Origin of the sequence: Rhodopirellula bahusiensis (genome assembly GCF_002727185.1) — a bacterium.
Lineage (GTDB): Bacteria > Planctomycetota > Planctomycetia > Pirellulales > Pirellulaceae > Rhodopirellula > Rhodopirellula bahusiensis.
This window is the reverse complement of the sequence record NZ_NIZW01000004.1, coordinates 108466-122063: the sequence shown is the minus strand read 5'-3', so window position 1 is coordinate 122063 and position 13598 is coordinate 108466. Positions and strand designations below refer to the sequence as shown.

Here is a 13598-nt window from a genome sequence, read left to right as displayed (position 1 = left end):
ATCGAGGCGGACGCGAGACGGATTGGAAGCATTTTGGGCGATCGCGTTGCTGGCGTTGATGGCAGCTACGTTTCGGTTGTGGTTGCCGACAAGTTGGACCGGCGCGGGTGACTATCCCGCGGTGCCGATGTTTGATCTGGCAACGGTTGGACTGACGCAACAAGCCGCAAACGTGCTTTCAATCGCAACGCCATTCGTGATTGCAATTGCTTGTTTAGTGACCGTGGGGGGTGGACGCTGGAGGTGGGCATGGCCGATCATCGCGGTGTCTCTGGTGATTGCAGTGTTTCTGGATCAGCATCGATTGCAGCCTTGGGTGTACCAGTCGTTTCTGTACGCGATCCTGTTTGCAATTTCACCGCGGAGTGAGTCGGGGCGTTTGCCCGAGGCAACCTTTCGTTTGATTCGGTTGCTGACGATCAGCGTGTATGTGTTCAGCGCGGCCGGCAAGTTGGACTTTCAGTTTCTGCACACCGTTGGCCAGGACTTCCTCCGGGTGCAGTTGGAATGGGTGGGCGTTGATGTCTCGACCTGGCCCACGAAAACGAGGTTGTTTGCGGCGGCGATCTTTCCGGCTTTTGAGTTGTGTGTCGCGATCGCGTTGTTTTGGCCTCGAACGCGAATGTTTGGGGTTTGGATGGCGACGGCAATGCACGTTGGATTGATCGCTGTATTGTCTCCGATGGGACTGGGGCACAGTCCCGGCGTGATTGTTTGGAACGTTGTGATGGCGTTGCAGGCGTGGTGGTTGTTTGCTGGGCCGGTGATCGAAATCGAAGATGACGCCGCAATCAACAGTGATGCGAAGGCCGATGCCGGAAGGGTGGGCCCGATGGCTTGGGCGGTGGTGGGCTTCGCCATTGCCATGCCGATCTTCGAGCGAGCTGGGTATTGGGATCACTGGTTGTCGTGGGCGTTGTATTCCCCACACAGCAGTCGCGTGACGCTGCAGATCCACGAGACTGCGATCGATCGATTGCCGGAAGAGTGGCGAGTCGCCGTGACCGCGGATGAGGAGTCGGATCGCTGGCACGATTTGAATCTCGGTCAGCTATCGCTTGCCGTCCGAGGTGTGCCGGCCGTGCCCCAGGCTCGATATCAATGGGCGTTGGCGGACCAAATTATCGAGCTTGCGGGAATCGAGAACCAAGTTCGCGGCAAGGTCCAATCGGCATCTGACCGCTGGACTGGCAAGCGGGATGCTCAGTGGTGGACACGACCGGACGAGTTTCAGAAGGCGGGTGACGCGTTCTGGTTGGTGCCATAAGCGATCCGCTGTCGGATCACTCGGCCACCGCGGCGGTTTCTTCGGCTGGTGTTTCCGTTTCCGCTGTCGTCTCTTCCGTGTCGTCCGTTGACTCGTCGGCCTCGGTCGCTTCGTCCTCAGGTTGTGGCTCACGCAATTGCAACACGATGGTGTCATCGACGACTTCGATCTTGTCGAACTTGCGCAACATCTCCGCCGTCTCCACGTCGTCGTATGCGTCTTTGGCAAGATTCTGCTGTGAGAAACCTTCCATGAACGTTTCAGGGATGGGCTCGCCTTTGACGCTGGCACTGGTCAGCCGAACAACCAAGACTCCGTTGTCCATTGAAACTTCGAATTCGGCATCGGCATTGAAGTAGCGTCCTTTGCCGCCCGGAATCTGATCTGTGGGCAAAGTGACTTGACCGTACAAGCGACCATCTTCGATACGGACGAATACCTTGCCACGGAGGTCTTCGTTGGAGGAGATCAGTGCGTTGATCTCTTCGCTGGTCAGCCGCAGTTCCCGCGGGGCTTCGGCTAGTACGGGCGATTCATCGGTTGTGTCGGACGCATCGTCTTCTTCTTCGGTCGTTGTGTCGGCGTCCTGCGAATTTCCTTTGACTCGTTCACTGAAGGCATCGATTCGGGCCTGCAGTTCGTCCAACCGTTCTTGCTCCCAATCGACGACTGGAACATCCGCCGGGCGCGTGTCGGTGTACTTTTCGACTTGCCCAGTCACGAAGTAATAGACCCCAAACATACTGGCGACCATCAGAACAATGGCGATCGTCAGCGTCCCCAGGCATCCCCAAATGAAACAACCCCAGCCCGACTTCTTGGTCGGTTGCGTCATGGCGTTGGGATCGTTGGGCGAACCCGATTGGAAAGGATCGTTGGGATGCGTCGACATGGTCAGACTTCCTTGAGTTGGAGCACCGCTTGGCGAGCGCGGCGCAAAAAGTCAGCTTTGGGTTCACCGGTTTCCAAAAAAATGGGAGCACCGATCGTAATGCATGAGAGCAACGGGACGGGGAGCACTTCGCCACGCGGTAGGATTCGATTGACGTTTTCGATGTAAACGGGAACCAATTCCAGATCAGGGCGTTTTTTGCCCAGGTAATACAGCCCGCTTTTGAAGTCGCTCATTTCTTCGCCCGCCGATCGGCTTCCTTCCGGAAAAACAATTAGCGAATACAGGTCACCCATTTGCCGGATCATGATGTCGATCGGGCTTTTGTGGACCTTGATTTCTTTCCGATCGATCAACAAGGCGTTGAAACTGCGGGCGATGTGTTCTTTGAACCAGCTTCCGGTCCAATAATCTTTCGCGGCAACCGGTCGAGTTAACGAGCGAATTTCATGTGGCAGCGCCGACCAGAGCACCACCGCGTCGAGGTGGCTGGTGTGGTTGGCAAAGTAGATTCGTTGGCACGTGTCTGGTTGGCAGTCCACCCATCGGACGGTGAAGCCGCTGAACATCTTGGCGAGCAGAACGATGATGTGGCTGGTCAGTGTCATGCGACCAGTTTACTCAGCCAGCCGTTGCCCTCGAAGCACCCTTGATTGCGGTGGTTCGGACTCGGGGAGCGGATTCGATCGCAGAAGTCCGTCGGTTGGCCTGTGATTTCTCTGCGAAAATTTCTTGCACGAGGGTTTGATAGCCATCGACCATCGATTGAAGAGAACCCGTGTTTTGAACCAATTCGCGACCGTTTTGTCCCATTTGCGAACGCAAGCTGTCGTCGTTGAGCAGCGTGTCAATCGCGGCGACAAAGGAGTCAACGTCTTCGCTGGGAACCAGTTCGCCGGTTTTGCCCGGTAGAACCGTTTCCGAAATGGATCCCACGTCGGTCGCGACCACGGGGGTCTCGCAGGCGAGAGCTTCCAAAATCGAAACCGGCGAGGCTTCGTTGAGCGAACAAAGCGTGAACAGATTCATGGCGGCGAGCAAACGAGGCGTGTCGCCGCGATTGCCCAACAAGTGAACTCGATCGTCCAGCCCCAACTCCTGGAGCAACGGCTCGATCGTTGCTCGCTGGGGACCTTCCCCAATGACCAAGGTGTGAAGGTCGGGATGTCGTTCGCGAAGTTTGGCCGCCGCGTGAATCAACATCGAGTGATTCTTTTCACTTCGCAGAGCCGCCACGATTCCGATCAATGGTGTCTCGGGAGCCAGTCCAAGTTCTTCGCGAACGTTGGGTGAAGTGCGGCATTCGGCGGAGGGATGGAAACGATCGCAATCGATTCCATTGCGGATGACGTGGACTTTGTTGGCCGGAAACTTTTCGAACGTGCGCAAGAATTCGCCGTGCGATTCAGCAACGCCGATGAACGCATCCGTGATGCGTGTGAGCAATCGGTTCAGTCGTCCGACACCATCGGGCCAGCCCGTCGAATGAAGTGCGGATGCGATCACCGGAACGCCCGCCATTTTCGCGGCCAAGCGTCCCCAGAACATGTTGTCGCCAGATGCGACGGTGATCACCGCATCGGCGTTTCGTTTTCGCATCAGACGTGCCAAGCGAGGCAACACCGCGATGTCGTACTTGCCGCCGATGATGTCGCTGTGGACGGGGAACTCGTTCGCGATTTCAACTCCGAGTGGCCCGGGTTCCTTCAGACATATCACTTCGGGGCGGATCACATTCGGATCCATTCGCCGCATCAGATTGACCAGCAACGTTTCAGCTCCACCAACTGGCATGCTGGTGACGACAAACATGCAATTCAGCGGACGCTGGTTCGGCGATTGGGTTGAGATCATGAAAAGACGCATTCAGGCAGGCGAACGGTGTCGGCGATTTCTGGATCCATGTCCAGAACATCTTGGTCTGGCAAAATTGGACGCCGGCGATTCTTGCGATCGTCGTAGGTCAACCAATTGCGAAGACGATTGAATTGTGGGTCACCGTGAAAGCGGCGAATGTGAAAAGAGTCGTCGCCGATCAAGTTGTACGCGCCGTAAGCACTACAAATTCCTTTCAATCCGCATTTCCGCGCCGTTTCGATCACCGCGGGCCGCATTTGTTGTGGCAATCCGAAGGGGACGGCGAGGTAGCGAACCGGGCCGTTGATCATCGCTTCGAGGTTGTCCTTCGCCTCGACGATTTCTTCGTTCAGTTTTTCGACCGTGCGGACTTGGTTGAAGTCAACATGGTTGGCCGTGTGCAGTCCGATCTCGATACCGCCATCCGCCGCGGCTTTGAGTTGTTCAATCGTGTTGATCGGCAGCGGGCATTTGAGACGCAGGTCGTGTTCAAACGGGTGACCATCGCGAACGTTTTCGGTGGTCACAAAGTAAGTGCATGGGATTTTGTGACGAATCAACAACGGCAATGCGAAGTTGCAGTTCTCGGAATATCCATCGTCAAAGGTGAACGTGACGGAGGGACGCGGCGAATGGCCCGAGTCGAGTCGTTGTTGAACTTCCTCCAACGAGATCAGTTCAAAGTTTTCTCGGCAGTAGTCGACGTGCCGCTCAAACTCACCGTTTGAAATGGTCCATGGGTTTGGCTGCTCGTCCGCAACCCGGTGGTAAAACAGAACCGACATGGGAGCTTGTCCGAGCTCGCACAATCGCTGGACTTGTCTTCGACGCCAAGGTGTTTGGACGGCCAGTCGGGTGGAGATCGCGAGGGAGCGGAGCAATTGCATGATGACGTGGGCGGTGAGCGTGGGAGAGCATTGGCAAACGCTACGCCGCCTTGGGGGGGAATGTGAAACCCACGGGAAACAGGACGCAATGTTCAGCGACTTCGCAGATCGAGTGTGCGGGTTGCGCGGATTGAATGACCGCAGCATGAGTGAATTGGGCTCGCTTCCTGAACACCTGTTTCGTGGGTGAGTCATTGTTGCAGTCCTTCGTCGAGGTTGATTTGGCTTGTCCCGCGGCGCTTCGTTTTGTTACGCCCGTCTCAATGAATCACACTCGACGTCCGATCGAACGCCGCCGAAGGGTCATGCTCACGACCGTCGGTGGCGACTCCGGGAACGCAACGGCCAAACAGAAGGCGGTCCAACAGCAATGGCGAGAAGCTCGCCGGCCCGCTGTCGCCTACGGGTCCCGCGTTCGCAGGTGCTTGCGCGGACGTTGGTTCTCTTTGGTACCGGTGCAGCGGTCCGCTGTTGTCGGAATGGTCGCGACCGTCGTCGGCATCGCGATGTTGCTGATCGGTTTGCACTACGCCTCGGTCGCCTGGCCTTCCTTGGCGGAACGTCCATCGGTCACCGCGGTCACGCGAATTGATGCGGTGGGCAGTCTGGGACGCTACTGCACCAGCATGTTGATGCTGGGAATTGCAGGCGCGTCTTGGTTGGTTTATCAGTTGCGGCGATATCGCAACGATGACTTTCAAGGTCATTATCGCTTGTGGCGACTGGTCACCTGGATGGCGTTGCTCGGCAGCGTTGCCACGATGGTTCCGTTGATCGATTTGCTGGGCGGCATCACGGAATGGGGACTGGGAAAACGGGTCGCTCTTTCCGGCAGTGATTGGGTGAAGTTGCTGTTGACGGTTGGCGGGGCTGTGCTTCTGTTACGAACCACAGCGGAAATCTGGAAACACCGCGTTGCCGCGGCATGGATGTTTGCTGGTTGGTTGGCAGCGTTGTTGCCCGTCGCTGAAAACTGGAATTTGCTCGCGATTGATACACCGCTTCGCTGGACCGCGTTCACCTCGGCGATGTTGGTCGCTGCATCGTGTTGGTTCTGCGCGACGGTGATCTACTTGCGGACGTTGTACATGGACGTTCGTGGAATCCAGCGTCCCGCGACATTGGCGTTCCGAGTGCGACAAGCATCGGCTGAGCAATGGGACAGCATGCGAGAGTGGTCAAAAAGCGAACCGAAGCCTCCCAAGAAGTCTCCTGAGCCGAAGGCGGAGAAACCCCCGGAGCCGAAACGGCCCGCGAAAAAGGTTGAAACGAAGCCTGAAGAGCAAGCTGACTCCGATGACAAGCCGGCTCGTAAACGACGATTCTGGCAGCGCGGCGAGGCCTCACCTGCAAGCGACGCCGCAAAGAGCAGCAGCAACCAATCAACCAAGAACGAAGACGATCGGGACGAGGAGACTGGCGAGGTATCTGCCAGCGAAGACAGCAAAACGGAAACCGTTGCCAAAACTTCCAAGTGGAAGTTCTGGGGCGGCAAACGTAAATCGGCGGACTCCGAGGATGAGTCAAACGATGTGGAACTGAATGAATCGTCCGGACGTGACAGAGATGCAAAAGCCAGCGACTCGGAAGACATTGGTTCCGACGACGCTGAGCCCAAGGCCAAGCGATCTTGGCTGCCGAAATGGAAGCGAAAATCCAAGTCGTCCGCAGACACCGAGTCGGAAGTGGATGATGAACCGGTCCAACGAAATGAGCCCGCCGAAGCGAAGAATGACGACGGAGAATCCGAACCAAGGAAACGACGATTCGGGCTGAAGCTTCCTTCGCTCGGTCGCAAGGCAAAGAGCGATGCATCGGAAGAGGCGTCCGAGTCTGAGGAAGAAATCTCGGGTTCGGATTTTGAGTCGGTCGCTGAATCACGTTCGAATGATCGATCGTCGTCGAGTCGGGATTCATACGATGATTCGCAGCCCGACTACAGCGAGATGAACGAAGAGGACATTGATTGGTCCGGGATGAGCAAAGCGGAACGCCGACGCGTTCGCAAGCAACTCAAACGGGGCGGTCGAGCCGCCTAGGCAGTGCTTGAGCCGTTGGTGTTCAGATGTTTTCTTCCTGGATTCGTGGTGAGCCGCCGCCGGCGGACGGGATGTTTTCGCCCTCCCTTAGAAATTCTGTCGTTGCCGGCAAAGTTTGACTTCGCGGAGCAGTTTGACTGATCCGCAGCATTCGCCCGGTCGATAAAGACGATGTTCGCGCGACCGTTGCGCCAGAATTGTCTGGTGCAACGTACCGACGCGAGGTGTCCCACGTCTTTCAGCCACGGGTTTGTCTTCGCCGCTATGTCGGAGCAAGAGTCCACCGCCGAATCCGTTCTTCGCATTCAAACCGCGAAGCCGGAGAATCCGATCGATACGCCAATGAGGCGATGGATCATGCAGTGGGGAACCGCTGTGGTCGGTGGTGTCACCGCGGTGGGTGACTTGGCCATGTTCACCTGGCAGATGTTCGTTTGGATGTTCACCCGGATGCCTCGCCGTGACACGGTGTTGGTCAACTTCTATCAAGTCGGCGTGCTGAGTCTTCCGGTTGTGGCACTGACCGGTTCGTTCATCGGCATGGTGTTGGCGGTTCAGAGCTACTACCAATTTCACACGATCGGTTTGGAAACGCACCTCGGTGTCGTGATCAACACGTCGCTGGTTCGCGAACTCGGACCGGTCTTGGCCGCGACGATGTTGGCCGGCCGAGTCGGCGGCGCCATGGCCGCTGTCTTGGGCACGATGCGGGTGACGGAACAAATTGATGCGCTGACCACGATGGGTGCCGACCCCATTCACTACTTGGTCGTGCCACGCTTCATGGCGTGTCTATTGCTGATCCCAGCACTGACCATTGTTGCTGACTTCATGGGCATCGTTGGGGGCTATTTCTACAGCGTGATCATTCTCGGAATTGACCGGGCCGCTTACTTGCACCATTCGCGGGAAGGTGTCGTCGCGTTCGATTTGTTCAATGGAATCTTCAAGAGCATTTTCTTCGGCGGGGTGATCGCAATCATCAGTTGTTACCGCGGTTTCAATTGCCAGCCCGGCGCCGAAGGTGTTGGCAAAGCCGCCACGGAAGCGTTTGTGTATTCGTTCGTGATGATCCTCTCGATCGACCTGTTCCTGAACATCGTTTTGGATTGGGTGTACTTCAGTTTCTACCCGGAAGGCACGAGTCTGTTTTAGTGAGCGATTCAAACCCACCCATTGATCCAATCGAGCAAGATGCATCGGAAACGCGAGCTGACGAATCAGCCGTTACGGTGAACGATCGGCCGTTGGTGGAAGTCGAAAACCTGGAAGTGTCCTTTGATGGCCAAACGGTCTTGAAGGACATCGATTGCCAAATCGAACGTGGCCAAACCGTTGCCGTGATTGGTGAGAGTGGCTGCGGCAAAACCGTGTTCATGAAGACGATCGTGGCATTGGTTCAACCCACCGTCGGTCGCGTGTTATTCGACGGACAAGATTTGTCGACGCTCACTCCCGCGGAGTTGGCGATCGTTCGTCGGCGATTTGGGTTTGTGTTTCAGCACGCCGCGTTGTTTGACAGCATGAACATTTTCGACAACGTCGCCTTCCCGATTCGACAGAACGAAGAGGGCACTGACGATGCCGAAATCAACGACCGCGTTCGTCAGCACATCGCCGAAGTCGGGTTGCCAGAAGAAGTGATCTACAAGCGTCCCGCTGAACTTTCGGGAGGGATGCAGAAACGTGTCGGGTTGGCTCGCGCGTTGGTCTTGCGTCCTGAGTTGGTCGTCTACGACGAACCAACGACTGGCCTCGATCCGATCATGAGCGACGTGATCAACGAACTGATCTTGCACACTCGGCGGATGTATCCGGTCACCAGCATCGTGGTCACGCACGACATGCACACCGCACGGAAAGTGGCCGACCGAGTGATGATGTTTTATCCGCGACGTCGGCTCGATCCCGACCAATCGCAAGTACTTTTTGACGCTCCACCGAGCCAACTGGAGCACGCCGAAGATCGGCGAGTTCGACAGTTTGTGCGAGGGGAAGCGGGGGATCGCATCCGCGAAATGACTCAGGGGATGGCTTGACCATGGATGACAGCAGACTTCGTTTTGGTGTGGGCGTTCTGGTGATTGCAGCGATTGGAATCGCGGTGATCCTCACGTTTTTGTTCGGTGCGTTTCCCGCGATTTTGAATCGTGAGTACACGCTGAATGTCTATTTCCCATCCGCCGATGGAATCAACGTCAACGCGCCGGTGTATCGCGATGGGGTCAAGATTGGTCGCGTCGATGACATCCAATTGCAGGAAAAAGGCGGGGTGATTTTGACGTTGTCGATGGACGAGAGCGTTCGCATGACGCACGAGTACATCCCTCAGATCGGAATCGGTTCGTTGATCACGGGGGATTCCAAGTTGGAATTTCGCAAGGCTGATCGTCGCGAGCTGAGCGACTATTTCGAAAACGACAGCGACTTGATTGACCAGCTCTACACCGACGATGAGTTGTTCAACTACGGCCGCAAATTGGAAGATCCCTTCACGTTGATCTTTGGGATGGAGGATGAACTCGTCTCCACTTTCCGAAGCGTGCGTGGTGCTGGCGATGCGATCCAAGACATCGGCAGCGACATCAAGGGATTGGTTCGTGATGTTCGCGGCGTGATTGGACTGAGTCCAAACGCACCGGCTTCGGCACCCTCGGTTCCAATGGGTGGCTTCCCGCAATCGATGGCGCCCGCACCCGCTTGGGCTCGGCCAATCGTTTTGGCGAGTCATTCGAGCCCGCAGGGTGGTGTGTCGAAGGGTGTGATTCAACAAGTTGCGATGCAGCAACCATTGCCAAATCAAGCAGGACCTCCACAAGGGTTCACGCCGCCGCAGGCTTTCGGAACTCAGTTGGGAACACCTCTGCCCGGTCAGCCCGGAGTGCAGACCCCACCGACGATCACGCAGTTGGCCGGAGATGCTTCGCAGGCGGTCAAGGAGTTCAGCTTCTTGGTGCGTGACATTCGGTCGATCATCGGTGACCCTCAGATTCAGCGAAACGTGAGCGACACGGTCGATCGATTGCCAGGTGTGCTGGACGAGGTGAAAGTCACGCTCGAAGACGCTCGCGAAACGTTTGAGACCTTCCGTGAAGTTGGCGGGCAATTCGAACAAGTTGGAATCGTCGCCGAGGATGCTGTTTCGCAAACCGCGAATGAGTTGCAATCCACGCTTCGCAGCGTTCGCTCGACCGCCAAGAGTTTTGAGGGCACGGCGGAGAACATCGAGGCCTTCACTGAACCGCTGGGTGAACGTGGCGGTGAGTTGATCGAAGCGGTGCTGGTCAGCTTGGCCAATGTCGACAACGCATTGGTGCAGTTGGACACATTTGGTCGGACTCTCAACAGCAGCGACGGAACCGTTCGCCGCTTGCTCGAAGACGACGAACTGTTCTATCAAGTCCAGCGAACCGTCCAGAACATCGAAGCCGCGTCGGCACGATTGCGTCCGATCCTCGATGACGTTCGCGTCTTCTCGGACAAGATCGCTCGCGACCCGAGGCAGTTGGGCGTTCGGGGTGCGATCACCAACCGTCCCAATGGAATGGGTTTGAAGTAAACCGATCCCAGAAAGGAACTATCCGATGGTTCAGGCAAACCGTGAGATCGCTTGGTAAGCGATCAGCGCCGCAACGTAGGCCAACACGGTCATGTAACCGAATTGGAAGATTGCCCATCCCCACGAACCGGTTTCTTTCTTGGTGACGGCTTGCGTCGGAAGACACTGCATCGCCAAGACAAAGAACACGAGCAAGCTGACACAGGTGGCGGGCGTGAAAACTCGATTACCTTCCGCGTCAGTGGCCGACATCAGCCGATCGTGTAGCGAGGATTCGTCTTCGGGTTCCGGGCCCAATCCGTACAGGATGCTCAGCGTCGAAACGACCACTTCGCGAGCAGCAAAGCTGGTCATCACACCGACGCTGGTCTTCCAGTCGAAACCGAGCGGGGCAAAAACAGGCTGGACAAATTTGCCCATTCGTCCGATCACGGCGTATTCTTGTTCCGCCAGGGCTCGGCGGTTTTCGAGATCGGATTCCTCGAGCGTTTCTGCGTTCAAACCGGCTGTTTGAATCTGCTCGGCAAAGCGTTCTTCGGGCAACTTTGGATAAGTCGACAACACCCAGATACCAATGCTGATCACGAGGATCACCACTCCGGCATCGCGGAGGAAACCCCAGCCACGTTCGTAGGCATGACGAATCGCGTTGCTGAGTGACGGCGTCCGGTAAGGTGGCAAGTCCAGGATCAGCGGGGCGGCTTCACCGGGAAGGATCGATCGTTTCAAGATCCAAGCGACGAAGAATGCGGCAACCATCCCGAGTGCGTAGGCTGACGCGAAAAGCAGGGCCGCCGACCAAGGGCTCGATGGAAACAGCAGTGCGGCGACCATCGTGTAAACGGGCAATCGAGCCGAGCATGTCATCAGCGGAATGACCATGATGGCGGCCAGGCGGTCGCGTCGATTCTCGATGACTTTGGTGGACATGATGGCCGGGATGGCGCAAGCATGCGCGGCGAGCAACGGCACAAACGCTTGGCCGGGCAATCCAACACGTCGCATCCATCGATCGATCACGACGACAGCGCGAGAGAGATAGCCAGAATCCTCTAGGATGGCCAGCATGAAAAACAGAATGCAAATCTGCGGCAGGAAGATCACAACACCGCCAATGCCCGCCAAGATGCCATCGGTGATCAGGCTGTTGAAATCGCCTTCGGGCAGCCAGCCGCCAACCGTTTCGGTCACAATGCCGAAGCTGGCGTCGAGCCATTCCATTGGGTACTGGGCGACATAAAACACGGACGCAAAAGCGGCGACCATGACGGCGACAAAGATCACCGGGCCGAGGAATCGGTGAGTTGTGAATTGGTCGACTCGGTCCGTCCATTCGTCCGAAGCGACGTACCCGGTTCGAGTGCTTTCGCGGGCGAGAGTGGATGCCCAGCGATGACCATCTGCGAAAGGGCAGGCTCCGCAGGCACCGCAATCCAGTTCGGCAGGTTCGGCGTCGGCGCTCAGCACAATCATCTTGCGCGGTAGCAGTAACTGCCGCAGGTTTGTTTTGAGTTCGTCGAGACCTTCGCCCGAGCGGGCGGACACACCGACGACCGGGCAGCCGAGTTTCTGAGACAGCACTTCCAGGTCAACGTCGACACCGCTCTTGCGAGCCAGTTCGATCATGTTGACCGCGACCAATGTTGGACGTCCGCACTGGATCGCCTCGCGGGCAACGGCAAGGCTGCGTTGAAGGTTGGTCGCGTCGACCACGACCAGCACGCCCTCGGGCGGGCATTCGGATTCACCGGTGATGAATGCTCGAGCAATTTGCTCTTCAGGAGACGACGCAGTCAGCGAATACAGGCCGGGCAAATCGACCAGCGTGCAAGATTGGCCTTCATTCAAATCCGCCGTGCCGGTTCGTCGGTCCACGGTTGTGCCAGCGAAGTTCGATGTCTTCGCGAGCAGGTTGGTCAGGCGGTTGAAGAGAGATGTTTTGCCGACGTTGGGGTTGCCGACCATGGCAACCACGCGAGCTTGGCAAAGCTGTTGGGCGGAGGCATCTTCGGAAGAGTCGCACGGAGCGACCGGTGTTACGCTCATCCGTCGGTGGCTCGAACGAAGATCTGTTGGGCGATCTCTCCAGCGACGGCGATTCGGCTTCCAGCAGCTTTCAAAATCAGTGGGTTGCCTCGACGAGACAACTGCACCAATTGACCTTCAAACAAACCCAACGCTTTCAAACGCGAGGCGCAGTTTTCGGGCAGGTCCAATCGAACGATTTCGGCACTGTTGGATCCACAGCGATCCAGGGCGAGTTCAGCTATCAAGTCATCACCTGTAAATGAGAACGATTCTCGATTGCGTTCACTTTAGATCTTCGGACGTTCTCTGGGTAGTGGGACGTTTCTTCGATTGTGCACAAATTTTGCGGTTGGTCCGCTTTTCGTCTCGTTCTGCAGAGGGGTTGTTGCTGCAAGGACGCAAGTCACGGCGTCGGCGGATCGCGTTGACTCCGCGATTTGCTGTAACTGTGAGGTTTGAGCGTTACGATTGAATAGGACGATTCGATATGCTGCGACGCTGCTCGCAGCTCACTTTCGTCCGCCGTCTTTCGGACTCTTTTATTCATCTCAGTCTTGCGAGCACTTCTCTTTCGTTTGGTCAATCGACATGTCGCACAAAACGGTTTCGAGTTTAGACGAGGTCCACATCTTACTTGTGGAAGACAACGAGATCGATGTGATGGCGTTTCAACGTGGACTCAAAAAGAATGAAGTCCCCAATCCGCTGACGGTGGCAGAGAACGGCCAGGAGGCCCTGGATATCTTGCGTGGCGAGCATGCCGAGAAATCGGTCGGCCCTCACCGAATGATCTTTCTCGACCTCAACATGCCGATCATGACCGGAGTGGAGTTTCTCGAGGAAATCCGCCGCGACCCAGAACTCAGTTCAACGGTCGTGTTTGTTCTGACGACTTCCGACCACGAGGTGGACTTGGTCGCGGCGTACAAAAAGAATGTTGCCGGCTATATTTTGAAGTCACGCGTCGGCGATGCGTGCCGCAACCTTCACGATCTGATGCAATCCTATTTTCGGATCGTTTTGATTCCTTGAGGAGGTTGCTGTGTTGATGGGATTGTTCGCTCAGGCT

At 56.6% G+C, this 13598-nt stretch carries 12 protein-coding genes; 6 read left to right on the top strand and 6 right to left on the bottom strand.

Features of this window, described 5'->3' with window-relative positions; genetic code table 11:
* Positions 1 to 22 precede the first annotated feature (22 nt).
* Entirely contained in the window at positions 23 to 1267 is a 1245-nt protein-coding gene (locus CEE69_RS07160; protein ID WP_233214933.1) for a MauE/DoxX family redox-associated membrane protein, read from the top strand.
* A gap of 16 nt (positions 1268 to 1283) precedes the next feature.
* Here CEE69_RS07160 and CEE69_RS07155 read toward each other — a convergent pair whose 3' ends face one another.
* Genes CEE69_RS07155 through CEE69_RS07140 form a run of 4 tightly spaced genes read right to left on the bottom strand, consistent with a single transcriptional unit; the run spans position 1284 to position 4801 of the window.
* Positions 1284 to 2159, bottom strand: a complete 876-nt coding sequence (locus CEE69_RS07155) for a hypothetical protein (RefSeq protein WP_099260036.1) — start codon at positions 2157 to 2159, stop codon at positions 1284 to 1286.
* A 2-nt stretch (positions 2160 to 2161) separates the two neighbouring features.
* Complete coding sequence (locus CEE69_RS07150) at positions 2162 to 2767, bottom strand: lysophospholipid acyltransferase family protein (RefSeq protein WP_099260035.1); 606 nt, start codon at positions 2765 to 2767, stop codon at positions 2162 to 2164.
* Positions 2768 to 2780: 13 nt separating this feature from the next.
* A complete protein-coding gene (locus tag CEE69_RS07145) occupies positions 2781 to 3971 on the bottom strand; it encodes a glycosyltransferase family 4 protein (RefSeq protein ID WP_099260163.1) in 1191 nt (396 codons plus the stop codon).
* Between the two features lie 38 nt (positions 3972 to 4009).
* Positions 4010 to 4801: a polysaccharide deacetylase family protein gene (locus tag CEE69_RS07140; protein ID WP_233214932.1), complete on the bottom strand. Its 792-nt coding sequence runs from the start codon at positions 4799 to 4801 to the stop codon at positions 4010 to 4012.
* Between the two features lie 407 nt (positions 4802 to 5208).
* Between CEE69_RS07140 and CEE69_RS07135 the strand changes: the two genes are divergently transcribed.
* The 4 genes from CEE69_RS07135 (at position 5209) to CEE69_RS07120 (ending at position 10501) form a co-directional block, all read left to right on the top strand.
* Positions 5209 to 6942 (top strand): MSCRAMM family adhesin, encoded by a 1734-nt coding sequence (locus CEE69_RS07135; RefSeq protein WP_099260162.1) that lies wholly within the window; start codon positions 5209 to 5211, stop codon positions 6940 to 6942.
* A 264-nt stretch (positions 6943 to 7206) separates the two neighbouring features.
* Entirely contained in the window at positions 7207 to 8097 is an 891-nt protein-coding gene (locus CEE69_RS07130; protein WP_099260033.1) for an MlaE family ABC transporter permease, read from the top strand.
* Positions 8097 to 8981, top strand: coding sequence for an ABC transporter ATP-binding protein (locus tag CEE69_RS07125; RefSeq protein ID WP_099260032.1), 885 nt, complete (start codon positions 8097 to 8099; stop codon positions 8979 to 8981). The genes CEE69_RS07130 and CEE69_RS07125 overlap by 1 nt, the downstream gene beginning before the upstream one ends.
* A gap of 2 nt (positions 8982 to 8983) precedes the next feature.
* Positions 8984 to 10501, top strand: a complete 1518-nt coding sequence (locus CEE69_RS07120; RefSeq protein WP_099260031.1) for an MlaD family protein — start codon at positions 8984 to 8986, stop codon at positions 10499 to 10501.
* A gap of 30 nt (positions 10502 to 10531) precedes the next feature.
* Here CEE69_RS07120 and feoB read toward each other — a convergent pair whose 3' ends face one another.
* Together feoB and CEE69_RS07110 are read right to left on the bottom strand one after the other, a co-directional pair.
* The gene (gene feoB / locus CEE69_RS07115) at positions 10532 to 12547 is read right to left on the bottom strand and encodes a ferrous iron transporter B (protein WP_099260030.1); all 2016 of its coding nucleotides are present in this window, start codon (positions 12545 to 12547) and stop codon (positions 10532 to 10534) included.
* Positions 12544 to 12774: a FeoA family protein gene (locus tag CEE69_RS07110; RefSeq protein ID WP_007326709.1), complete on the bottom strand. Its 231-nt coding sequence runs from the start codon at positions 12772 to 12774 to the stop codon at positions 12544 to 12546. The genes feoB and CEE69_RS07110 overlap by 4 nt, the downstream gene beginning before the upstream one ends.
* A 343-nt stretch (positions 12775 to 13117) precedes the next feature.
* Between CEE69_RS07110 and CEE69_RS07105 the strand changes: the two genes are divergently transcribed.
* The gene (locus tag CEE69_RS07105) at positions 13118 to 13561 is read left to right on the top strand and encodes a response regulator (protein WP_099260029.1); all 444 of its coding nucleotides are present in this window, start codon (positions 13118 to 13120) and stop codon (positions 13559 to 13561) included.
* Positions 13562 to 13598: the final 37 nt, after the last annotated feature.